This window comes from Pseudomonas sp. 91RF (assembly GCF_003576265.1).
Classification (GTDB): Bacteria; Pseudomonadota; Gammaproteobacteria; order Pseudomonadales; family Pseudomonadaceae; genus Aquipseudomonas; species Aquipseudomonas kribbensis.
In genome coordinates, this window is sequence record NZ_QWFC01000034.1 from 80868 (window position 1) to 101167 (window position 20300).

At 58.5% G+C, this 20300-nt stretch carries 21 protein-coding genes and 1 tRNA gene; 5 read left to right on the forward strand and 17 right to left on the reverse strand.

The window, feature by feature from the left end; all coding sequences use genetic code 11:
• Nucleotides 1-30: 30 nt before the first annotated feature.
• Nucleotides 31-480, reverse strand: a complete 450-nt coding sequence (locus tag DXT77_RS18765; protein WP_085710269.1) for a YcgN family cysteine cluster protein — start codon at nucleotides 478-480, stop codon at nucleotides 31-33.
• Nucleotides 481-761: 281 nt separating this feature from the next.
• Between DXT77_RS18765 and DXT77_RS18770 the strand changes: the two genes are divergently transcribed.
• On the forward strand, nucleotides 762-1355 hold the full coding sequence (locus DXT77_RS18770; protein ID WP_007958056.1) for a nitroreductase family protein: 594 nt from the start codon (nucleotides 762-764) through the stop codon (nucleotides 1353-1355).
• Between the two features lie 60 nt (nucleotides 1356-1415).
• Here the strand turns inward: DXT77_RS18770 and DXT77_RS18775 are convergent, their stop codons facing one another.
• The 4 genes from DXT77_RS18775 to DXT77_RS18790 form a co-directional block, all read right to left on the reverse strand.
• The gene (locus DXT77_RS18775) at nucleotides 1416-2348 is read right to left on the reverse strand and encodes a D-2-hydroxyacid dehydrogenase (RefSeq protein ID WP_119428734.1); all 933 of its coding nucleotides are present in this window, start codon (nucleotides 2346-2348) and stop codon (nucleotides 1416-1418) included.
• Between the two features lie 107 nt (nucleotides 2349-2455).
• Complete coding sequence (locus DXT77_RS18780; protein WP_119428735.1) at nucleotides 2456-2749, reverse strand: YcgL domain-containing protein; 294 nt, start codon at nucleotides 2747-2749, stop codon at nucleotides 2456-2458.
• Nucleotides 2746-3879, reverse strand: coding sequence for a ribonuclease D (gene rnd / locus DXT77_RS18785; protein WP_085710266.1), 1134 nt, complete (start codon nucleotides 3877-3879; stop codon nucleotides 2746-2748). Before rnd ends, DXT77_RS18780 begins: the two co-directional genes overlap by 4 nt.
• Before the next feature lie 131 nt (nucleotides 3880-4010).
• Nucleotides 4011-5654: a phosphoethanolamine transferase gene (locus DXT77_RS18790; RefSeq protein ID WP_119428736.1), complete on the reverse strand. Its 1644-nt coding sequence runs from the start codon at nucleotides 5652-5654 to the stop codon at nucleotides 4011-4013.
• Nucleotides 5655-5963: 309 nt separating this feature from the next.
• On the opposite strand from DXT77_RS18790, the gene DXT77_RS18795 reads away from it, so the two are divergent.
• Nucleotides 5964-7148, forward strand: a complete 1185-nt coding sequence (locus DXT77_RS18795; protein ID WP_119428737.1) for a cyanate transporter — start codon at nucleotides 5964-5966, stop codon at nucleotides 7146-7148.
• A 213-nt stretch (nucleotides 7149-7361) separates the two neighbouring features.
• Nucleotides 7362-8297, forward strand: coding sequence for a LysR family transcriptional regulator (locus DXT77_RS18800; protein WP_085730018.1), 936 nt, complete (start codon nucleotides 7362-7364; stop codon nucleotides 8295-8297).
• Between the two features lie 3 nt (nucleotides 8298-8300).
• On the opposite strand, the gene DXT77_RS18805 is transcribed toward DXT77_RS18800, so the two are convergent.
• The 7 genes from DXT77_RS18805 to DXT77_RS18835 form a co-directional block, all read right to left on the reverse strand.
• Nucleotides 8301-8666, reverse strand: coding sequence for a 5-carboxymethyl-2-hydroxymuconate Delta-isomerase (locus tag DXT77_RS18805; protein ID WP_119428738.1), 366 nt, complete (start codon nucleotides 8664-8666; stop codon nucleotides 8301-8303).
• A 53-nt stretch (nucleotides 8667-8719) separates the two neighbouring features.
• Entirely contained in the window at nucleotides 8720-9928 is a 1209-nt protein-coding gene (locus DXT77_RS18810) for a low temperature requirement protein A (RefSeq protein ID WP_119428739.1), read from the reverse strand.
• 63 nt (nucleotides 9929-9991) lie between these two features.
• The gene (locus DXT77_RS18815; RefSeq protein WP_085710257.1) at nucleotides 9992-10912 is read right to left on the reverse strand and encodes a LysR family transcriptional regulator; all 921 of its coding nucleotides are present in this window, start codon (nucleotides 10910-10912) and stop codon (nucleotides 9992-9994) included.
• A gap of 70 nt (nucleotides 10913-10982) precedes the next feature.
• On the reverse strand, nucleotides 10983-13091 hold the full coding sequence (locus DXT77_RS18820) for a DUF6311 domain-containing protein (protein ID WP_119428740.1): 2109 nt from the start codon (nucleotides 13089-13091) through the stop codon (nucleotides 10983-10985).
• Nucleotides 13088-13471: a GtrA family protein gene (locus DXT77_RS18825; protein WP_256662980.1), complete on the reverse strand. Its 384-nt coding sequence runs from the start codon at nucleotides 13469-13471 to the stop codon at nucleotides 13088-13090. Before DXT77_RS18825 ends, DXT77_RS18820 begins: the two co-directional genes overlap by 4 nt.
• Nucleotides 13471-14181 carry a bifunctional 2-polyprenyl-6-hydroxyphenol methylase/3-demethylubiquinol 3-O-methyltransferase UbiG gene (locus DXT77_RS18830; protein ID WP_119428742.1) on the reverse strand — a complete coding sequence of 237 codons (711 nt, stop codon included), beginning with the start codon at nucleotides 14179-14181 and terminating at the stop codon, nucleotides 13471-13473. The genes DXT77_RS18825 and DXT77_RS18830 overlap by 1 nt, the downstream gene beginning before the upstream one ends.
• Nucleotides 14182-14184: 3 nt before the next feature.
• Nucleotides 14185-15153, reverse strand: coding sequence for a glycosyltransferase family 2 protein (locus DXT77_RS18835; RefSeq protein ID WP_119428743.1), 969 nt, complete (start codon nucleotides 15151-15153; stop codon nucleotides 14185-14187).
• A 278-nt stretch (nucleotides 15154-15431) separates the two neighbouring features.
• Between DXT77_RS18835 and DXT77_RS18840 the strand changes: the two genes are divergently transcribed.
• Nucleotides 15432-15623, forward strand: a complete 192-nt coding sequence (locus DXT77_RS18840; protein WP_085730015.1) for a DUF1508 domain-containing protein — start codon at nucleotides 15432-15434, stop codon at nucleotides 15621-15623.
• Between the two features lie 88 nt (nucleotides 15624-15711).
• On the opposite strand, the gene DXT77_RS29760 is transcribed toward DXT77_RS18840, so the two are convergent.
• Both DXT77_RS29760 and DXT77_RS18845 read right to left on the reverse strand, forming a co-directional pair.
• A complete protein-coding gene (locus DXT77_RS29760; RefSeq protein WP_147407015.1) occupies nucleotides 15712-15957 on the reverse strand; it encodes a hypothetical protein in 246 nt (81 codons plus the stop codon).
• 25 nt (nucleotides 15958-15982) lie between these two features.
• Nucleotides 15983-17551, reverse strand: coding sequence for an anti-phage dCTP deaminase (locus DXT77_RS18845; RefSeq protein WP_119428744.1), 1569 nt, complete (start codon nucleotides 17549-17551; stop codon nucleotides 15983-15985).
• A 699-nt stretch (nucleotides 17552-18250) separates the two neighbouring features.
• Here DXT77_RS18845 and DXT77_RS18850 point away from each other — a divergent pair.
• Nucleotides 18251-18541: a DUF3077 domain-containing protein gene (locus tag DXT77_RS18850; RefSeq protein WP_119428745.1), complete on the forward strand. Its 291-nt coding sequence runs from the start codon at nucleotides 18251-18253 to the stop codon at nucleotides 18539-18541.
• 81 nt (nucleotides 18542-18622) lie between these two features.
• On the opposite strand, the gene DXT77_RS18855 is transcribed toward DXT77_RS18850, so the two are convergent.
• The 3 genes from DXT77_RS18855 to DXT77_RS18865 form a co-directional block, all read right to left on the reverse strand.
• Nucleotides 18623-18712, reverse strand: a tRNA-Ser gene (locus DXT77_RS18855).
• 84 nt (nucleotides 18713-18796) lie between these two features.
• Nucleotides 18797-19510: a phosphoribosylaminoimidazolesuccinocarboxamide synthase gene (gene purC / locus DXT77_RS18860; protein ID WP_007958019.1), complete on the reverse strand. Its 714-nt coding sequence runs from the start codon at nucleotides 19508-19510 to the stop codon at nucleotides 18797-18799.
• A gap of 28 nt (nucleotides 19511-19538) precedes the next feature.
• Nucleotides 19539-20300, reverse strand: a complete 762-nt coding sequence (locus DXT77_RS18865; protein ID WP_114881797.1) for an MBL fold metallo-hydrolase — start codon at nucleotides 20298-20300, stop codon at nucleotides 19539-19541.

The window sequence follows — 20300 nt, forward strand, 5'->3', positions numbered from 1 at the left end:
CGATCCTCAAGGCCTGGATCCTTGAGGGGCTTAGCCGGCCCGGAAAATCAGGTGATCTTCCCAATCCTCTTCCGGCACGCTGCCTTCGGCGAGCATGCGCCCGGACTGGGAAATCCGTTCGTGGTGCACCGCGTCGCGATCACCGCAGACCAGGTGATGCCACAACGGCAGGTCCTTGCCTTCGCTGACCAGTCGATAACCGCAGGTCGGCGGCAGCCATTTGAATTCTTCGGCCTGGCCCGGGGTGAGCTGGATACAGTCCGGGACAAACTTGATGCGGTTCGGGTAATCGCTGCACTGGCAGGTTTTCAGATCCAGCAGTTTGCAGGCGATGCGCGTGTAATAAACGCTGTTGTCTTCTTCATCCTCGAGCTTCTGCAGGCAGCACAGGCCACATCCGTCGCACAGCGATTCCCATTCCTCGTGATCCAGTTGATCGAGGGTTTTGCGTTTCCAGAACGGTTCGACTTTGGCGGCCATGGCTCAAGCATCAACATCAGGTGGTGAAAAGGCCGCCAGTCTAGTGCCCAGGGCCCCGTGGGCCAAGCGCTGGCGACTGCCGGTTGTGCAGGGCTTGTCAGTTTTTGCGCGGCCAAGTAGCTTTGCCGTTCTCAAGAAGCCCTGGCCGGGTGCCATTAACGCTCGACCGCGTTGCATTCCGGTGAACTGCACGGCTTCGGATTCAACCCCCATCGTTCAGCCCAACTGATCCCGCCGGGTTTTGCTTCAAACCATCCTCAAACGTAGCAAGGAATCTCTCGATGAGTGCCAACCCTCGCGTTGCCGAATACGCCATTCACCCGCAGTTCACCGATCGCTGGTCACCCCGCGCCTTTACCGGCGAAGCGATTTCCGAGGAAACCCTGCTGAGCTTCTTCGAAGCCGCGCGCTGGGCGCCATCGGCGTACAACTCGCAGCCGTGGCGTTTTCTCTACGCCCGTCGCGACACGCCGAACTGGGAGCGTTACCTGGGCCTGCTCAATGAATTCAACCGCAGCTGGGCGCAGCACGCCTCGGCGCTGGTGATCGTGATTTCGAAAACTACCTTCACCGCACCGGGCGCGACCGAAGAAACACCGGCGCTGTGGCACACCTTCGACACCGGTTCCGCGTGGGGCCACCTGGCGCTGCAAGCGAGCCTGAGCGGCTGGCACACCCACGGCATGGCCGGCTTCGATCAGGAGCTGACCCGCAAAGAGCTGAACATTCCGCAAGGTTATGCGCTGCACGCCGCCGTTGCGGTGGGCAAGCTGGGTGACAAGGCAACCCTGGCGGATTACCTGCAAGCGCGGGAAACGCCGAGCCCGCGTCGTCCGCTGAGCGAGCTGGCGGCTGAAGGTGATTTCACCCTGTAAGCCACACTGCAAAACGAACTGTGGGAGCAAGTTTGCTCCCACAGTTTTTATCGCGGCGAATCAATAACCGCGTGCGAAATCCACTTCCCCCCGCAACCCGTCACCCGCCTGATACGCCCGCAAATTATCCAGAAACAACTGCACCATCATCGGCGGTGAGGTCGGTGCCGAGCTGTGCCCGGTCAACAGCAAACCCCAGGCGGTCCAGAACGGATGGCGTTGCGGCAGCGGTTCCTGGCGGCAGACGTCGATCACCGCACCGGCCAGATGGCCTTCCTTCAGCGCCGCCACCAGATCCGCATCGACGACGGCCACACCGCGTCCGGCGTTGATGAACAACCCGGTCGGCTTGAATTGCTTGAACAGCGCCGCATCGTAGATATCGTGAGTGTGCTCGGTGTTGGGCAGCAGATTGACCACGTAATCCACTTCGCCCACCAGCCGTGGCAGGTCCGCCATCGAACCGACTTCGACAAACGGCGCCTGCTCCCGGGCGCTGCTGGCGATGCCGTACAGCTCGACGCCGAATGGCCGCAGGAACTGCGCCACGCTCTGGCCGATGTCGCCGGTGCCGACAATCAACACCTTGCGCCCGACCAGGCTCTGGCCGGTGCGATTGTCCCACTTGCGCTCGACCTGGCTGACCAGCCGGGCCAGCACTTCGCGCTCGTGACCGAGCATGTAGGTCAGCACGTACTCGGCCATCACCTGACCGAAAATGCCGACCGCCCGGGTCAGGCGGTAATCCCGACGCAAGCCGTCGGCCAGCAGCGGCGTGATGCCCGCCCAGGTCGATTGCAGCCATTGTGGCTGATGGCCCTGACGCAGCAGGGTCGCCAGCAGATCAGGCTGCCCCAGCCATACCGGGCAATCGACGGCCTGGCGGGCCAGTTCGGCGGAGTCACCGCTGGTCAGCACTTCAAGCTCCGGGGCCGCCTGACGCAGCAGCCGGGTGTATATCGCGTGGTCGTGTTCAGCAATCAGAACGCGCATGTTCAAACCTTTCGCAAACCGTGCAGACGGCCGCCCACTTCGTGGCAGTCGTCGCCGTAAAAAACAGTTCCAGGGATTACAAGAGGCCCGGGACCGGGCCTCGCAGGTCAGACCGGGTCGTTGCGTCGCAGCAACTCTTCCGGCAAGTGCTCGATGTACTCTTCCTCGGCCGGTGGCATCTGCAGGTGGTAACCCTGCTTGTCGAGGTTCTCCAGGACGACGGCGATGTCTTCGCTGGCCAGCTTGCGCTCGGGGCTCAGCACCAGATCGAAGGAATGCTTCGCCTTGCCGAAAGCCGCCATCAGGGCTTCCGGCACACGCTCCAGCGCATCACTCTTGAGCACGTAAAGGTACATGCCGCTTTTCTTCGAACTTTGGTAAATGGAGCAAATACGTTTCAAGGCTGTTCTCCGGCAGTGGCCAGGCTGTCGAGCAGCTTCTGGCCCATCAACTCGCGGCGCCAGCCACGCAGCGAATCAGGCAATTGGTAAGGCCCCTCGGGGAAGCCGCTTTTGACCAGCGCTTCGAGGGTTTTCTTGCGCAGCATCAGTTCCGGTGCGATGCCCAGGCGTTCGGCCTCGGCCTGGCCCAGGGCGCGCAGTTGCTTGATCAGCGCGGCGGCTTCGATCGGCAGCGGCTCCGGTACGGCTGGCGGCCACTGATCAGGCCCCACACTGCCAGAGCGCTTGATCAGATCAAGCAGAAACTCGCCGTCCTGACGCACGGTACGCGGGTGCATGTCTTCGATCTTGCCCAGCGCGCTGAGATTGTCCGGTTGCGTGCGGGCCAGCGGCCACAGCGAATGCTCACGGACGATACGGTTGCGCGGCAGGTCGCGGGCACGGGCCTCGCGCTCACGCCAGGCGCACAGTTCGCGCAGAACGGCGAGTTGCGCGCGGGACAGTTTCCACGCCAGCTTCGCCTCGCGATACACCTCGTACGGATCGGTCTCGCGACGCAGGTTGGCGACCAGTTCGGCACCGTCCTCCAGCACCCAGGCGTATTTGTCGTCGGACAGTTTCGGACGCAGTTGTACGAAAACTTCCGCCAGATGCACGGCATCTTCGGCGGCATAGCTGATTTGCGTGTCGGACAACGGACGCTGCAACCAGTCGGAACGGGTTTCGCCCTTCGGCAGTTCGATGCCGAGCACTTCCTGCACCAGACGCGAATAGCCCATCGAGAACCCGAGGTTCAGATAGGCCGCGGCCAGTTGCGTGTCAAACAGCGGCGCCGGCAGGCTGCCGGTCAGGCGCAGCAGGACTTCGAGGTCTTCGCTGCAGGCGTGCAGGACTTTCAGCACCGCCGGGTTTTCCAGCAACGCCGCCAACGGTTGCCAGGCGTCAATGGTCAGCGGGTCGATCAGATAGGCGCGTTTGCCGTCGCCGACCTGCAACAGGCCAGCAATCGGGTAGAAGGTGTCGACCCGCATGAATTCGGTGTCGAGGGCAACGAAAGGCAGCTGCTGCCACTCGGCGCAAAACTGCGCGAGGCTATCGTTGTCGCGAATCCAGTGAATATCGATGGCCACACGGCTCTCCCTTCAAGAATGGCGCGCAGTATATATCGCCACCGGCGCTTTCCGCGCCTGTGCAGGGCAAGAGCGTTGATGAAATCTCCTGCCTGCCAGCAAGAATAGTCTTACAGAACAATTCCGACGGATCAGTCCTTGGCCAATACGCCGTCGATGACCGCACCCCGGCAACCGGCAAACAGATCCAGATCGTGCTGATAGACCTTGCTCTGCACTTCCAGCAGGCCAAGCATCGAATGGAACAGGTTGTCCTGGCTCAACGGTTTGTCGCGGCTCAATTGCAGGCAATGGGTGTCGACCGAGTAGGACTTCTGATAACTGTCGGAGAACCACGCCAGCATCGCCACATGTTTCTGTTGTTCCGGCGCCAGCATGTATGGCGTGCCGTGCAGGAACAGGTTGTACTCGCCCAGGGACTCGCCGTGATCGGAGAGGTACAGCATGGCGGTATCGACTTTTTCCTGATTGCTGCGCAAGACATCGATCAGGCTCGACAACACATGGTCGGTGTACACCAGCGTGTTGTCGTAACCGTTGACGATGCTCTCGCGGCTGCAATTGTTCAGCGCGTTGCTTTCACACACTGGCGTGAAGTGTTCGTATTCCTTGGGATAACGCTTGAAGTATTCCGGGCCGTGGCTGCCCATCTGGTGCAGCACCAGCACGGTGTCCTTGTCCAGGTGATCAATGAAACTCTGCAGGCCTTGCAGGAGGATTTCGTCGCGGCATTCGCTGTTGGCGCACAGGGCCGGGTCTTTCAGGTTGCTCACGTCCTGCAGGGTGACGCGATCGCAGGTGCCCTTGCAGCCCGACTGGTTGTCGCGCCAGATCACATCGATGCCGGCGCGCTTGAGCACATCCAGCAGCCCTTCCTGATTTTTCGCCTTGCTGGCGTCGTAATCCTGGCGACTCATGTTGGAGAACATGCACGGCACCGAGACCGCTGTTTCCGTACCGCAGGAATGCACATCGGTGAACGCGATCAGGCCGGCTTCCTTGTCCAGTTTCGGCGTGGTGTCGCGGTTGTAGCCGAGGATGCCGAAGTTCTCCGCCCGGGCACTTTCACCCACCACCAGCACGGTCAGCGACTTGCGCGGACGGTTTTGCAGTGCAGGGTTACGCTGGGCGTCTTCGCCGATCTTGATGAATGGTTGCCGGGCGGAAACCACCTGTTCACGCAAATAGCCGGCCGATGCACCGATGTAGTTGCTCGGCACCAGCATCAGGCGCAATTCGTGGTGGTTGCGAAACAGCGAAGACAAGCCCTGATAGTTGGCCAGTGCCACGCCACCAATAACAGCGAACGATGCTGCACACACCACAACTTTGCTTAATAACTCGCGGTGCCAGCGACGATAATCAACAGGCAACTTCCACAACAACCACGACGGCAAGATGCCCAGAAACAATAGATAGGCGAACAACTTCAATGACAGCAGATCACGAACTTCTGTGGCATTGGTTTCAGCGAAGTTGCGAAACATGCCGGCGTCAATCATCACGCCATACTGACTCATGAAATAAGCCACACCGGCACTGATCAGAAACAGCGCCGTCAACACGGGTTTCAATACCGGGCGAAACGCCAGAAAGGTCAGCACGATGTTGTAGGCCGCGAAGATCATCACCCCGAACGCAATGCCCATGGCGATGCCATCGGCAGCGGTGATCTCGAGGAGATATTGCCAAAGTACGAAATTGAATCCGATCAAAAGAAAGGCGCTGGCAAACAACGTCACCCATTCCGGGCGCACGGCTTTTAACTTCAACATATGAGGGGGGCTATTTCCTGAAAAGAAGCGCCGTGGCCAATTGTGAAAACTTCATTGGCCCGGGCAATAAAAACTCTACGTAACCCGCCATCAATTTTTTGTGAAAAAGAAGCCAACGATTAGTTGGCTCATGAAATAACCATGAAATCCGGACATTCGTCAGGTGTGATTCAGTAAAAAATTACAGCTCGCTTCAGCAGAGGGCACGGGAGGCGTATCGAGTTTTTAAATACCCCTCGGGATTTTCTGATTTGCCGACGCCGGGAGCGCACACGCCTAATCGACAGCCTCTGATTCAAAGGTCTGAAGATGGAAAACGTTCGCGCCACTGCCCGCCCCGCCGTCTGGCTGATGCTCGGTATCGTCCTGGTCGCCCTTAACCTGCGCCCGTCGATGGCCGCCGTCGGGCCTTTGCTGTCGGCGATTCGTGGCGACATTCCGTTGAGTTTCAGCCTGGCCTCGCTGCTGACCATGCTGCCGGTGATGGCCATGGGGCTGGCGATGTTTTTCGGAATCGGCATCAGCCAGCGTCTGGGCGAGCGGCGCACGGTGCTGCTGTCGTTACTGATCATCGGCCTGGCGACGCTGTCGCGGCTGTTTCTCGACTCGGCGGCGCAATTGATCGTCAGCGCCGTGCTCGCCGGAATCGGCATCGCGCTGATTCAGGCCTTGATGCCGGCCCTGATCAAAACTCGGTTTCCCGACAACGTGGCCCTGTGCATGGGGCTGTATGTCACGTCGATCATGGGCGGCGCCGCCCTGGCCGCGTCGTTCGCGCCTCGGGTGATGCTCGGTACCGGCAGCTGGCGGGCGGGGCTGGCGATCTGGGCGGTACTGGCGCTGCTCGCGTTGCTGTTCTGGTTGTCACAACGCGATGACGCACCGCCCATCGCAGCCAGTGCAGTGAGAAAAGAGGCCTTCTTCACCCATTCCCGCGCCTGGTTGCTCGCCATCTTCTTCGGTCTGGGGACGGCTTCCTACACCTGTGTACTCGCGTGGCTGGCGCCGTACTACGTGGAAAACGGCTGGAGCGAACAGAACGCCGGTCTGCTGTTGGGTTTTCTGACGGCCATGGAGGTGATTTCCGGTCTGGTGGTTCCCGCCATTGCCAACCGCAGCCGTGACCGACGTAGGGTGTTGGGTGCCCTGTTGGTGCTGATCATCGGCGGATTCTGCGGTTTGATCCTCAGCCCACAACATCTGAGCCTGTTGTGGCCGTGCCTGCTGGGCCTGGGGATTGGCGGGTTGTTTCCGATGAGCCTGATCGTCTCTCTCGATCACCTCGAAAACCCGCAGCGCGCCGGCGGACTGACCGCGTTCGTGCAAGGCATCGGCTACCTGATTGCCGGCCTGTCGCCGCTGCTGGCCGGGATGATCCGCGATCGACTGGGCAGCTTCGAATGGGCCTGGTGGTCGCTGACCGCAGTGATGGTGGTCATGCTGCTGATCGTGCTGCGTTTCGACCCTCGACAATACGCCCGGCACTTTCACTGATCGGGCGTTGTGCACGGTGCTTCACCCCTCTGGCTAAAGGCTTCTGGCCATCTTTTACAGGATCGTTTTGACACGTCGTATTACTAAAACTTTCTGTCCCACAACTGTCCGTGAAAAATCCTACAGGGCTTTCTCCTGGCACCATCGTTCCGTTACGATCATGCGCACACGTTTGCGCGGATTCGGCGCAAGGAGCACAGCGAGACAGAACGGATGCTGAACAGTAACTTGCTTAGAAAGCTCGACATGCAGGATCTCATGGTGTTTGTCGCCGTGTATGAGCAAAGCAGCGTCACCGATGTGTCGGAGGCGCTGTTTGTCAGTCAGTCCACCGTCAGTTACTGCCTGAAGAAACTGCGTACCAGTTTTGAAGACGAATTGTTCGTCAACACCCGCACGGGCATGCGCCCGACCTACAAGGCCAGCAGCATGTATGGCCATGTGCAGAAAATCCTCGAAAGCATCAACCTGTGCCACGCCGGCGCCCCGACCTTCGACCCGATGGCGCAACCGGTGACCTTCAACATCTGCGCCCCGGAATACTTCGAGCAACTGATCCTGCCGCGCATGCTCAAGCGTTTCGACTTCGACGACCTGCCGGTGATGGTCAACATGCACAAGTTCGAAACCGACGTGCCGGCACAAGAGCTGCGCGATGGCAGCCTCGACCTGGTGATCTGTTTCGGCCCGCACTTCCACCGCAGCCATACCGACCTGAAATCGCAGATGTTGCTGGAAGATGATCTGGTCTGCGTCTTCGACAAACGTGCGACGCCGCTGGAGCCGCGCCTGAGTCTGCAGGCCTTCACTGAACGTCGGCATGTGTTCCCGACGCCCTGGACGTCCACCACCAACATGGTCGATGGCTGGCTGGCGCGGCAAGCGCAGAAGCGTCAGATCGTCGCCCGCTCCAACAGCTACAGCGCGGCGTTGAAGATGATCACCGGCACCGATTTCATCCTCACCCTGCCCCGGCGGATCCAGCGTTTGCTGACCAACGACGCGGTGTTCAATCACTGCGAGGCCCCCAATGGCCTGCCGGGGTTCACCCTCGACATGCAGTGGAGCCACAACGTCGACCAGGACAGCGCCAACCTCTGGCTGCGCGAGCAGGTCATCAAGACCTGCGCGGAGCTGGAGGCGGCCTGAGTCTTACACGCCGATGGCGACTTTGCTGTAGGACTCGCGGTCGATATCGAGCAGTTCCACGCTCAACTGCACTTCGACACCGGCCGGCCACTCGCACAGGTCCTGCAGCACCGCCAACAGGCTTTGCGAGAGTTGCTTCTTGATCTCCGGAGAACGACCACTGAGCAACGCCAGCCTCACCGCCACAAAGGCCCGCTCGCTCATGGCGGTGCCGACCTTGAAGGTTTCGACCTTGACTGCACGGCTCTTGATATCGAATTCCGCCGCAAACTGACCGGACCCCACCAGGGTGTTGTTGAGCCGGATCAACGCCACGTCGGCGTTCAGTTGCGGCAGGTTGGCGGTGTATTCCATGTGCAGGTGTGGCATCGCAAGACTCCAGTCGGTCGGCAGAAAGGCCGTACATATAACACAGCTGTGCCCTACTCTCCTGCGGCTTTTTCCGACACAGGAACGGGAAGCTCCCGACGCAGTGCCAGGGTTTCCCAGATCGCTACCAGCACCACGACTGCCGTGGTCAATGCCCCCAGCGCCAAGGCTGAAAACCAGTGATTCAATGCCAACGGCAACAGCAGCACGAGCATTGCAAGCCCGAAGACATGGGACAGGGGTGGAAACGGCCGATCAGCCATGACCCACTTGAACAGCGCATTACCGAGCAGGAACAGCCATGGCCCGGCGATGATCACGACGATGCCGGCGTCGCTGGCGTGATCCGGATGCACCAGCACCAGCTCATCAGCCACCGCACTGACGATGACCCCGGCGACAATCAGCACATGCAAGTAGGTGTAGGCGATTCGCGCCTGGCGCCCGGGGTCGGCGGAATGAGCGATACGGTGGTGCGCGCGCTCCGCACCGCTGTCGAAGTACACCCACCACATGGCGATGCTGCCCAGCACCGCCACCAGAAACGCCAGCAGTCCATCGCGGCCCGGAACCAGCTCGGCAAAGGTCGCACCGGTCACCAGCAACGACTCACCCAGAGCGATGATCACGAACAGCGCACAACGCTCGGCCATATGATTGCCTTCGACATTCCAGTCGCTCAGTGACGAGCGTCCCAGCCCCGGCACCCAGAAATACAGCGACGGCGAAATCAGTTCGATCAGCAGCGCCAGCGCCCACCAGAGCAGCCGCTGCTCGCCTTCGACCAACGCGCCGCCGACCCAGAACACCCCGGACAACGTCAGCCACGCGAGGATGCGCTGGAAGTTGCGCGTCATGTTCAACGACTCGCCGCGTACCGCCCAGATCGCGAACAGTGTGCGCCCGACCTGCATGAACACGAACGCCGCCGCGAACATCAGGCCGCGCTCGGTGAATGCCTTGGGAATCGAGGAAGAGAGCAGCAAACCGGCGATCATCAGGCCGAACAGCCCGAGACGCACCGGCAGTTTTTCCGGGTCGAGCCAGTTGGTGATCCAGGACGTGAAAATCCACACCCACCACACCGCGACCATCATCAGCGTCACCTGCACCGCACCGATAACCGACAAGTGCGCGAGCAAGGTGTGGGACAGTTGAGTCACGGCAAACACGAACACCAGATCGAAGAACAGCTCGACCATGCCGACCTTGCCGCTGTCGAGACTTCCGCGCCCACGCAACAAACCACGGGAAATGCTCATGGGTCGAGGCTCCGACGAATTCAGATGTTACTCAGCAAAGCAGCCGGACCACGGCTCGGCAAGTCAGAGCGGCGAGTGAGGCCGCTCACTCATGAATTGCTCCAGCCGCGAGCGCAGCCAGCGCTCGGCCGGGTCGCTGTCGACATGGCTGAGCCAGACCATCGACAGGTCGAGCGTCGGGGTCTTGAACGGAAACGGTTCCTTGAACAGCAGGCCCGAGGCGGCCATGGCTTCGGCGGTGTAGTCGGGCAGACTGGCGATCAGGTCGGTGCCGGCCAGCAGCGCCGGCAATGCGCTGTATTGCGGCACCGACAACACCACCTGACGGGTTCGACCGAGGTCCGCCAGCCACTCATCGGCGTAACCACTGACATTGGCCGTGTGGGAAACCAGCACATGGGGGCGTGCGCAATATTCGTCGAGGGTCAGCGGAGTGGCGGACTTGTCGGCGCGCAGGATGCTCGGCTGGATATGCCGCAGCAGCTTGCGCTTGGCATTGGCCGGCAGGCCACGGGTCTGGCTGATGCCGACGGTGATGTCGCCAGCGGCCAGCAGATCGGGAATTCGCCAGTAATCGACATGCTGCACCACGAACGCCACGTTCGGTGCTTCCTGGCGCAAGGCGCGCAACAGCGGCGGCAACAGACCGAACTCGACGTCGTCCGACAGGCCGATGCGAAAGGTCATGGTGCTGACGGCGGGATCGAAATCACGGGTCAGGCTCAGCGCCACCGACAACGAGTCCAGCGCGGGCTTCAAATGGCGATAGATGTCTTCGGCGCGGGCCGTCGGTTCCATACGGTGGCCGACGCGAATGAACAGCGGATCGTTGAGCATCGTGCGCAGGCGATTGAGCGCCGAGCTGATGGTCGGCTGGCCGAGAAACAGTTTCTCGGCGGCCCGGGTCACGTTGCGTTCGAGCATCAAGGTCTCGAACACCACCATCAGGTTGATGTCGGCCTTGCGAAGTTCATTGCGGTTCATCCATTGCCCCCTGTCCCCGGATTGGGGGCAGTGTAGAAAGCCCCGCCGATATCGTCTATGCACCCATGGATCAGTTGACGGTCAGCGTCTTCAGCCCCATCGCCAGTTGCCTGGCATCATTGCTCACCCCCGACTGGCGGGGACTGATCGCGTCGGCAAACTGCAGTTGCACGCGCAACAGGCCATCCTCCCTGATGCGTTGGCGAATGGCCGGAGTCAGATTCAACTCAAGGATGTTGCCATCGGGCTTGTCGAGGCTGATGGGCGGCGACTCGATACCATTGAGCTTGATCACGACATCCTGACGGGCGTGCCCCGGCGGCAGGAACGCAACCGTCTCCAGGCGCAGGCTGCGAGCCGAATCCGCGACACGCATCACGAGCTCCGCGTCGGTGCCGCTGGACCAGATACCGAACGGTTCCGGATCCGACCAGCCACCCGCGAGAAACACCTGGCCGGCATCCCCGTAGCTGAACCGCATTTCTTGTCCGCTGGCGAGTTCAGGCACCCTTTGCTGCGGCGTTTTTTCCACGGAAACCTGCAAGCATTCGCGACATTGTTTCCAGCCCGGCGCCAGCACGAGGAAGCCATCGATGCGGGTAAAGAGATCGGTTGTGGTATGGATGTTCGAGAACGCCCGCAGCAGTGCCCGATCACCGAGCAGGTACAACGTGTCAGGGTCGTATTGCCCGCTGGCCATTATTTCGGAAGCTCGCCGGCCGGCCTCTTCCAGAGGCGCCTGCGCCATTCGGCCAAGATAAACCGCATCCGTCGCCATTCCGTGCACGGCGGCAAATGCTGCCACGCTCATCCATTGCGACGAATGATTCTGCGGCGTCAGCCAGCGAATCTTTTGATAGTGCGCCGCCGCGCTCTGCCAAAAGGGATCGACCATCGGAGTCGCCCACCGAGACGACGGCTCCATCATCAAATGCTGGCGGATGGGTGCCCAGCCGCGATGGGTATCCGCGGCCTGGACCATAAGCGCCATTGCCAGCAGACAGATTGCCGTGCGCGGCTCGTTGGCCCGTATAACCAGAAAAACGATGACCAGAATGACGGCGTAGTAGACCGGCCAGAACATGCGCCCGGAGCCGCGGAAAATATTGGCGATGGCGATGATTTTTTCCGGAAGTGGATAAGAGAAATTCAGCGGCCCGAACGCGATGTTGTTGGACACGGCAAACACCATCAGCCCCGACAGAGCGAGAAGCAGAACAGGGTATCGACGCAGCCTTTCTCCGAGGCCGGTGCGCCCTTGCAGCCAGCCGACAACACCACAGAGCGCCAGCAACAGGAGCCCGAACCCCAGAAACCCGAAGCCTTCAGTGTCGCCGACGCCGCCGGGCAGATCCCTCAGCACATAAGACCAGGCGTTGGCACTGAACAGCGTCAGCAGATTGGCCCGGTACAAGCCAAAACCATCGGACGCCGCATCGGCGCCACTGACGGAAAAATACCCGGCCTGCCAGCAACACACGCTGACCAGGGCAAACAGCACGACCAGTTCGACTGCTGCGTTGCGCACCGTCAGTTTGTTTTTGAAGCAACGAGCTGCCAGATCCGCCACCCAGATGAGCGCAACCATTGCCAGCAAGTAGGCGTGAATCAATGCGGTACATCCCAGCAAGGCCCCCCAGGCCAGGCGTCGCCGCTCGTCTCCCGGACGCAGCGCCAGGTATAGCGCTGCCAGAATCACAAAGTGCCCGGCCAGTGACAGATGCACCGGTATGCGCATGATCATCGGTGGCGCAAACAGAAACAGCGCGGCGCCCAATGCGCGCAAGGTCACGTTTGGCGTGATCAGCCCCAGCAGTTTCCAGGCGAACCACGATTGCAGCATGAAACAGCCGAGAAACCACAGGCCAAAATACTGGAACGTCTCGGGCAACAGCGCGGCAAACGGCTTGAACAGGAGCGCCAACAGCGGATTGGAGTCGGAGAAGATCAGGCCATTGCCCAACTCCAGTCCATAAGTCGGGTTCAAGCCCAGCGGAAAGGTCCACGGAGATTGGCGAAAGAACACCCACCCCAGATAATGCGTGGCAGGATCTCCCTGCCCCAGCCAGGCAATGTTCTGCGGGTTGAGCGCGCGCGGGCCGACCACGATGAAAAAGGCCAGGACGCCGATCATCAACGGCAACAGAGTGACAGCCAGGCGCCTTGCCGAATCCTTCATCGATACGTCCAGAAGTTATGCAATACAAAAGTGAATGCCGGAATGGTCAGCGCGACGGCCACGATTCCCAGCAGGTAGTGCAGACCCGCCATTTGGGCAGCCCAGGCCACGAACATCGCCAGCACGAACCCTCCCGCCGAGACCATCAGGAAGCGCAGCAAGGTCTTGCCGTGAAGCCTCGCGGAAAAACTCCAGGTGGTGTTGATCACGTAGGACACCACCGTCGCCACGACAAAAGCAACGCCGTTGGCCAGCGGCGGTTGAGGGCTCACAAAATTGATGAACAACACGGCCACCAGCGCATGCAGGGCCGTGACGAACAAACCCGTTACGGCAAAGCGCAAACCACGCTGGATCAGTTCGGACCGCTGCGTCGTCATCACGGTTTGCGCGCCAGCACGAAGACACTGAGACCGGCCAGGCGGTTCATGCCCATCAACGGCAACTCGAGGCTGCACAGGGTTTTCAGCAGTGAGTTAACCAGCGGGTGATGTTTTTTCAGCTGCGAACGAGGCGCTGAACCACCTGAACCACCGGGTATCAGGCGCGATGCAACGGCAATCGGGAACACCGCTCCGAAGTAATAGGCACCCCGCTCGACCGTCAATCCGGCCTTTTGGGTGAGGGTTTCGAACTGCCCAAGGGTGTAGCGCCGCTTGTGTTCGAGGAAATCATCGTGCCCGCTCCACATGAACTGGAACGCCGGCACGGTCATCAGGAAGCGACTGCCGGACGGCACTTTGTCGACGTAGGACTTGAGCAGGCCAAGATCGTCGTCCACGTGTTCCAGCACATCCATCAATAACACCAGATCGGCATCCACGGTATCGATCGAGCGGCGGTAATGAACCGGTTTTCCCGCGGTGGTGGCACTGGAGTCGGCCGGATAGCTGATGTCCACGCACCACGCTTCTCGCGCGCCAGTGTGAGTCAACAAATGATGGGAAAAGAACCCCGAACCGGCGCCGACGTCGAGAATGCGCTTGATCGGCGCCTCCCCCAGCAATCGACGGGTCGCTGCTGCTTTTGAGCAGTAATACCAATGCTCGCCGATGCTGTCGCCGAGGATGTCGGTTTCCTTGAGATCCATGCTTCAGTCCTTCGGGTCATAAATGCGGCGCACCAGGAAAACCGGCCGGCGCTTCGCTTCGATATAAGTGCGGCCCAGATACTCGCCAAGCACACCGATGCCGATCAACTGCAAGCCACCAAGGAAGGTCACGGCAACCATCAGCGACGCATAACCGGGCAGGTCGATGCCATACATCAGCGTGCGGACCACAATGAACATGGCAAAGGCAAACGATATCAGGGACACCATCGCTCCCAGATACGTCCAGATCCGCAACGGCTCGGTGCTGAAACTGGTGATACCTTCGAGCGCAAAATTCCACAGCCGCCAGCCATTGAACCGGCTCGTTCCGACCGCCCGTTCCGGGCGCTCGTACTCGATCTGGGTGGTGCGAAATCCGACCCATGCAAACAGGCCCTTCATGAACCGCCGGGACTCCGGCAGCGTCAGCAGCGCGTCCACCACACAACGATCCATCAAACGAAAATCGCCGACATTCTCGGGCAGTGACTGATCGGCGATCCGGTTGTGCAGACGATAGAACCAGGTGGCGGACGTCTGCTTGGCCCAGGAGTCGTTGCGGCGGCTGATGCGATGCCCCAGCACCACTTCATAACCTTCACGCCAGCGCTCGATCATTTGCAGGATGACCTCGGGCGGATCCTGCAGGTCGACATCGATCGGCACCACGATCTGCCCGTTGGCTGTCTGCAAACCGGCGGAAAGCGCTGCTTCCTTGCCGAAATTGCGACTCAGATCGACGATGCGAATCTGCGAATTGCTCTGCTGGCAGAGCAGCAGGCGCTCCAGTGTCGAATCGGTACTGCCGTCGTTGACGAACACCAACTCAAGGCTGATCTGTGCCTCAGGCTCGAACACCTGACGAATACGCAGGAGAAAGCCGTCGAGGCTGTCCTCTTCGTTGAATACGGGAATCACCAGTGACAGCGTCACCGGCCCCGCGTGTTGCGTTCCATGCGGATGGGTCAATGGACTGCTCTTTTTTATAGTGTTTGTCGGTCGTCGAACGAAATCCGACGCCATGAGCCGCACCGTATTAAGCAGCACCACTGGTGCTCATGCAAGGGTGAAAAAAGGACGTACTCGCCAATCCGAAGGCTGATCCCGACGCTCTGCCCCGCGCCTCGCTGAAACATTACCCAACGATTGGAAACAAATCCCCGATAGCCAAATAACTGCTCTCCGCTAGGCTTGCGACGATGCGCCAAACAGGTTGTCGCAATATCCCATCGCATGGAGCGAACTGAATGTATTTCGAGATTTACAGGCAATCCAGGGGCACCCCGAGCACCGGCAAGGGCCAATGGCGCTGGCGGCTACGGGCGGGGAACCATGAGACGGTTGCCAGTGGCGAGTCGTATGTGAACAAGGCGGACTGCCTGCATGTGATCGAACTGATCAAGGGCGTGCAGGGGGATACGCCGGTCAAGGAGATTTGAGGGGCACCCGGTAAGGCCGCAAAAAAGAAAAGCCCCGTAGCTTGGTTGCTACGGGGCTTTAAAATTCGAATTTGATTTGGCTAGCTAATCAAAAAAAACGATTTCGCTGAACAATTCTCTGCACAAGCCTAGCCTGGGCAACACCCACTCGATCCTGAGGAAATGCAAGCACCACTGCCTCAGCCTGGACTGTATTCGCCGAACCTTTGCAAGGGGACGGATCAGCTTCGTAGGAAACAACGTTACCTACATTTTTTCCGTAGCTTGCGGCCTCAAAACTGAAGGCCAGCTGTGACATAGATCCAGCCTCGCATTTACCTTCTGAATGATCCATACACAAGCTCCACAATTCTTCAGCTTCAAAGGCGCCGGGATTCTAGACCCTTCACCACCAGTCCTTCAAGAGTCGACACTGCCTCCATCGAGATGCGAGCTACTGGTTCCGCATCCCTTAGAATCATTCGCCCATCCTTTTTCCGACCAGCGGGATGAGCTGAGAAAAATTTCAGGAATCGCGATGGCGCTACACCATCAAATGGAAGGACTCTCACCTTCGTAACATCGCCCTCGTTTTCAGTTATAGCATCCTGGTGGAGTCGAGTAGCGAGACTCTTACGATAGGGCTCAAGAAAAATCACCTCTTTGATGCCCGCCGCTACCAGATGTCGTGCGCAGGAGTGGCAAGGGTAAGTCGTTACAAACAGTTTACCGCGACGGATTTTACCCCCATCCGTAGCCCCCGCATTTAATAGCGCGTGCATTTCAGCGTGGACCGCTCGAGAAAACTCGATCAAGCTTTTAAGTTGTGTTTTCCCTCGAATCACCGCAAGAGCAAGCTCTTTCTTTTCCCTAGAAATCAGCTCGCTCTCAATTAACTTATCCACAATATAATTAGAGATAAATTTCTTTTCTTGGTCATTTGAGCAAACTCCTCCATCAAGATTCCAGCAGCGACGATCCTCATCAAAATTTAACCCATCCCCTTCAGTCTGGTACAAAGCTCCAAAAGCCTTGGGAACATCATTCCAACCTGTGGCAATAACGCTCCCATCTTCACTTGTGATGGAAGCACCAACTTGACGAGAAAGACATGCGGAATTTCTTGCTGCTGAAAATGCAGCATACATTGCTCTTTCGTTCACAGTAGGTGTCGCAACCATTGTCCCCAACATCAAATCCAGAAAGCGTTTGACCCTACTGATTCGATGTGAGTCTGTGGTCTTCTCAACTCTCAAAAAAAAGTCCGATTGCGGGAAAGTATCCTCAACCCTTTGACCGTGATCTATTTCCTCACCAGAGTCCCGGTCAATCAAGTCATGAATCCCGTCCCCCTTCAGCGCGACCTCTAGGCGGGCAACTCGCATTTCGATCGGCGAATATACACCTACCACATACAACATTTCTCCATAAATAGACCTCAAGAGCCGCAGTTCATCAACGTGCTTAATAGAGTCGATTATATGGCACCACTTCAAAGTAACGTTGGGTACAAGGCTATCATCGGAATCCGTGCTGAATAAATCCGGGTGTTCAGCTTTTTTGGCCTGAGCCGCTTTTTCCTGCTCGATAGCTCGCGCAATGCTGATCTTTCTTATCGCGAGCTTCGCGAGCACTTCATTGCCATGCTCTTTACGTAAATCATTACCTGCCTCAATCAAATCCTTTATAGAACAATCGCCCGGCAGGCTTGACTGCCTTCTAATTTCATCACTCAGTCTAATTATCTCTACATACTCATAGCCATAATCAGTACTTAGCAATAAATCTCTAAAGTTTTTAGCCACTTCATGCAATGGAGTTCCCAAAGGCCCACAAAGCGCAATTACAACTTGAGGTGTGAGAGTTCTTTCAATTGCGGTCACATCATCAAATCCCGCACCGGTCTCTACCCCTCCAACCACACGAAGACCAGAATCCACAGCAGCCATAAGAAGCATCCTTATCGAAATCTCCTCGCTAGATAATGGCACGCAAATCGAAATCTGCAATAAACCATTTTCAGCAGAATGCTCAGCCTTCTGGTGATAATGCTAGCGGCTGACTGAATGTGTAGGAGTACTGAAAGCGAGACGTACGATTTTACGCTGCAATATTTATGAATATGCGGCATCACGGACCAGCGATGACAAAAGGAGAATTTTTCCTACATCAATTTCAGACCGCTACTTCGACATGTTTTTTGTCCCTATCGGATCATCTACTCCACGTCCTCACTAGGAGGACTATAGTTTTTTCGTGCTTGGAATCAGTGCCCACCTCGTTTTTCGCTCAAGAACAGGATGACTCTGAGAAAGGTTGTAGGCAAAATCCGCGAGTTGCGTGTGAACAGGCGATTACTAAGCAAAGCAGCTGACTTCTGCCTTGTTGGCTCTCCTCTCGTCGGGCACTCTCCAGACATCGCTGCAAATTCAGCGGCCGGGCTTGGTAACCCGACGGAATTAAGCGCAACAGCGTCCCCATACAATTACGGTCGATATTCGTCCGTGGTTCTGCTTTATGGCGGCTGTGCGTGGGACGGCTTCGGCCGTGCCGGTTTCCTTGATTCCCCGGTTTACCAACCCGCGCATAGCTGCCACCTCATTCGCTTGGTATCGGATGCGGCAGCTCTACAAATCAAGGAGTTCCTTATGCACGACGCATCAGAAGAAAAAACCATCGGCTACACCCCCTTCCTCTACTGCTCGGACAATCCACTGTTCCACGTAAGCGCCGGCGTTCCCGTGCGCGAAGCACTGGCGCAGGCATCGGATCTGCTGGCCCTCGCCAAAGCCCTTGCAGAAGATGCGGCGTTTATCCGGGAAACCGACCGCTACGCCTGGGCCGCGCATTTCCTGACGGAGATGGGCAGGGCAGTAATCGATGATGTGATGAAGGCTGTTTCACCAGGTCCTGACAGGGAAATGGGCAAAGCAAAATAAACGGGTCGATCGTTGAGGGCGCTTTTTCAGCGCATACGAAAAAGCCCCGTAGCTTCTCAGCTACGGGGCTTTCTCTATGTATGGCGGAGAGATAGGGATTCGAACCCTAGGTACCGGTGAAGGTACAACGGATTTCGAATCCGTCCCATTCGGCCACTCTGGCATCTCTCCAACGGCGCGCATCATAACAACACTTTCGCTGAATGGGAAACCCCTAAACGAAATTTTTTCCGTGCTATCAGATGCTTGCGTCGATTAAAGCGGTACGCCCAGACGGTTGGCGACTTCTTCGTAGGCTTCGATGACGTCACCGAGGCCCTGACGGAAGCGGTCCTTGTCCATCTTCTTCTTGGTGTCCTTGTCCCACAGACGGCAGCCGTCCGGGCTGAACTCGTCGCCCAGGACGATGGAGCCATCGCTGAACACGCCGAATTCAAGCTTGAAGTCCACCAGCAGCAGGCCAGCGTCGTCGAACAGTTTGCTCAGGACTTCGTTGACCTTGAGCGACAGTTCTTTCATGCGCGCCAGTTGCTCGGCGGTGCCCCAGCCGAATGCCACGACGTGGGATTCGTTGATGAACGGGTCGCCCTTGGCGTCGTCCTTCAGGAACAGTTCGAAGGTGTACGGGTTGAGCTTCATGCCCTCTTCGACGCCCAGACGCTTGACCAGGCTGCCGGCAGCGTAGTTACGCACGACACACTCGACCGGGATCATGTCGAGTTTTTTCACCAGCACTTCGTTGTCGGCCAGCAGCTTGTCGAACTGGGTCGGAATGCCGGCCGCTTCGAGTTTCTGCATGATGAAGGCGTTGAACTTGTTGTTCACCATGCCTTTGCGGTCGAGCTGCTCGATGCGCTTGCCGTCGAACGCCGAAGTGTCGTTGCGAAACAGCAGGATCAAGCGGTCAGCGTCGTCGGTCTTGTAAACCGATTTGGCTTTGCCGCGGTAGAGTTCTTCACGTTTTTCCATGATGGGCTCCGCTTGCTAAGTAGATGGGCTAGGCGATGTGGCGCCAGTCGAGCCCTGAATCTTGATCGGCCAGTTGCAGCCAGTCCGGGTCGCACCCGAGGGTGTCGACAAAACATTGCCGGGCCAGCTGCGGCAGGTTGTTCTTGCTGCTCAGATGGGCCAGGACCAGGTGTTGCAGGCCTTGCCAGCCCAACTCGGCCACCAGGAATGCCGCCTGATGGTTGTTCAAATGTCCCAGCTCGCCGCCCACCCGCTGCTTGAGAAAGTACGGGTAATGACCGCGGGCCAGCATGTCTCGGCAATGATTGGACTCGATCATCAACGCATCGAGGTCCCGATAACCGTCCAGCACCCGCTCGCAGTATGAACCCAGATCGGTCAGCAGGCCGAAGCGTCGCTGTTCCTGATCACTGAAGACATACTGGGTCGGTTCCTGTGCATCGTGGGCCACGGCAATGACCCGGATGTCCAGAGCACCGATCTGCAGCTGCTCGCCGCCGGCCACGAAGCCTGCGGGTTCAATCGGTTTGCGCATCCCGCGCAGAGTGCCGCGACTGAGGTAGACCGGCAGATTGTAGCGCCGAGACAGCAAACCCACGCCATGCACGTGGTCGGCATGTTCGTGGGTCACGAGTATCGCGCTCAGTTGCGCCGGGTTCACACCCAGGCGCAACAGGCGTTTTTCGGTTTCCCGCAGGGAAAAACCACAATCCACCAGCACATACGTATCAGCACTGGCGATCAGCGTGCCGTTCCCTTGGCTACCGCTGCCGAGAACGGCAAAACGCAT

Excerpts from the sequence above, each read along its gene's own strand:
- DXT77_RS18845 (WP_119428744.1), bottom strand. The coding sequence starts at position 17,551 with ATGGCTGCTGTGGATTCTGGTCTTCGTGTGGTTGGAGGGGTAGAGACC.
- DXT77_RS18790 (WP_119428736.1), bottom strand. The coding sequence starts at position 5,654 with ATGTTGAAGTTAAAAGCCGTGCGCCCGGAATGGGTGACGTTGTTTGCC.
- DXT77_RS18825 (WP_256662980.1), bottom strand. The coding sequence starts at position 13,471 with ATGACGACGCAGCGGTCCGAACTGATCCAGCGTGGTTTGCGCTTTGCC.
- DXT77_RS18795 (WP_119428737.1), top strand. The coding sequence starts at position 5,964 with ATGGAAAACGTTCGCGCCACTGCCCGCCCCGCCGTCTGGCTGATGCTC.
- DXT77_RS18815 (WP_085710257.1), bottom strand. The coding sequence starts at position 10,912 with ATGAACCGCAATGAACTTCGCAAGGCCGACATCAACCTGATGGTGGTG.
- DXT77_RS18830 (WP_119428742.1), bottom strand. The coding sequence starts at position 14,181 with ATGGATCTCAAGGAAACCGACATCCTCGGCGACAGCATCGGCGAGCAT.
- DXT77_RS18775 (WP_119428734.1), bottom strand. The coding sequence starts at position 2,348 with ATGCGCGTTCTGATTGCTGAACACGACCACGCGATATACACCCGGCTG.
- DXT77_RS18805 (WP_119428738.1), bottom strand. The coding sequence starts at position 8,666 with ATGCCACACCTGCACATGGAATACACCGCCAACCTGCCGCAACTGAAC.
- DXT77_RS29760 (WP_147407015.1), bottom strand. The coding sequence starts at position 15,957 with ATGGATCATTCAGAAGGTAAATGCGAGGCTGGATCTATGTCACAGCTG.
- DXT77_RS18765 (WP_085710269.1), bottom strand. The coding sequence starts at position 480 with ATGGCCGCCAAAGTCGAACCGTTCTGGAAACGCAAAACCCTCGATCAA.
- DXT77_RS18810 (WP_119428739.1), bottom strand. The coding sequence starts at position 9,928 with ATGAGCATTTCCCGTGGTTTGTTGCGTGGGCGCGGAAGTCTCGACAGC.
- purC (WP_007958019.1), bottom strand. The coding sequence starts at position 19,510 with ATGGAAAAACGTGAAGAACTCTACCGCGGCAAAGCCAAATCGGTTTAC.
- DXT77_RS18850 (WP_119428745.1), top strand. The coding sequence starts at position 18,251 with ATGCACGACGCATCAGAAGAAAAAACCATCGGCTACACCCCCTTCCTC.
- DXT77_RS18820 (WP_119428740.1), bottom strand. The coding sequence starts at position 13,091 with ATGAAGGATTCGGCAAGGCGCCTGGCTGTCACTCTGTTGCCGTTGATG.
- DXT77_RS18865 (WP_114881797.1), bottom strand. The coding sequence starts at position 20,300 with ATGCGTTTTGCCGTTCTCGGCAGCGGTAGCCAAGGGAACGGCACGCTG.
- DXT77_RS18840 (WP_085730015.1), top strand. The coding sequence starts at position 15,432 with ATGTATTTCGAGATTTACAGGCAATCCAGGGGCACCCCGAGCACCGGC.
- DXT77_RS18800 (WP_085730018.1), top strand. The coding sequence starts at position 7,362 with ATGCTGAACAGTAACTTGCTTAGAAAGCTCGACATGCAGGATCTCATG.
- DXT77_RS18770 (WP_007958056.1), top strand. The coding sequence starts at position 762 with ATGAGTGCCAACCCTCGCGTTGCCGAATACGCCATTCACCCGCAGTTC.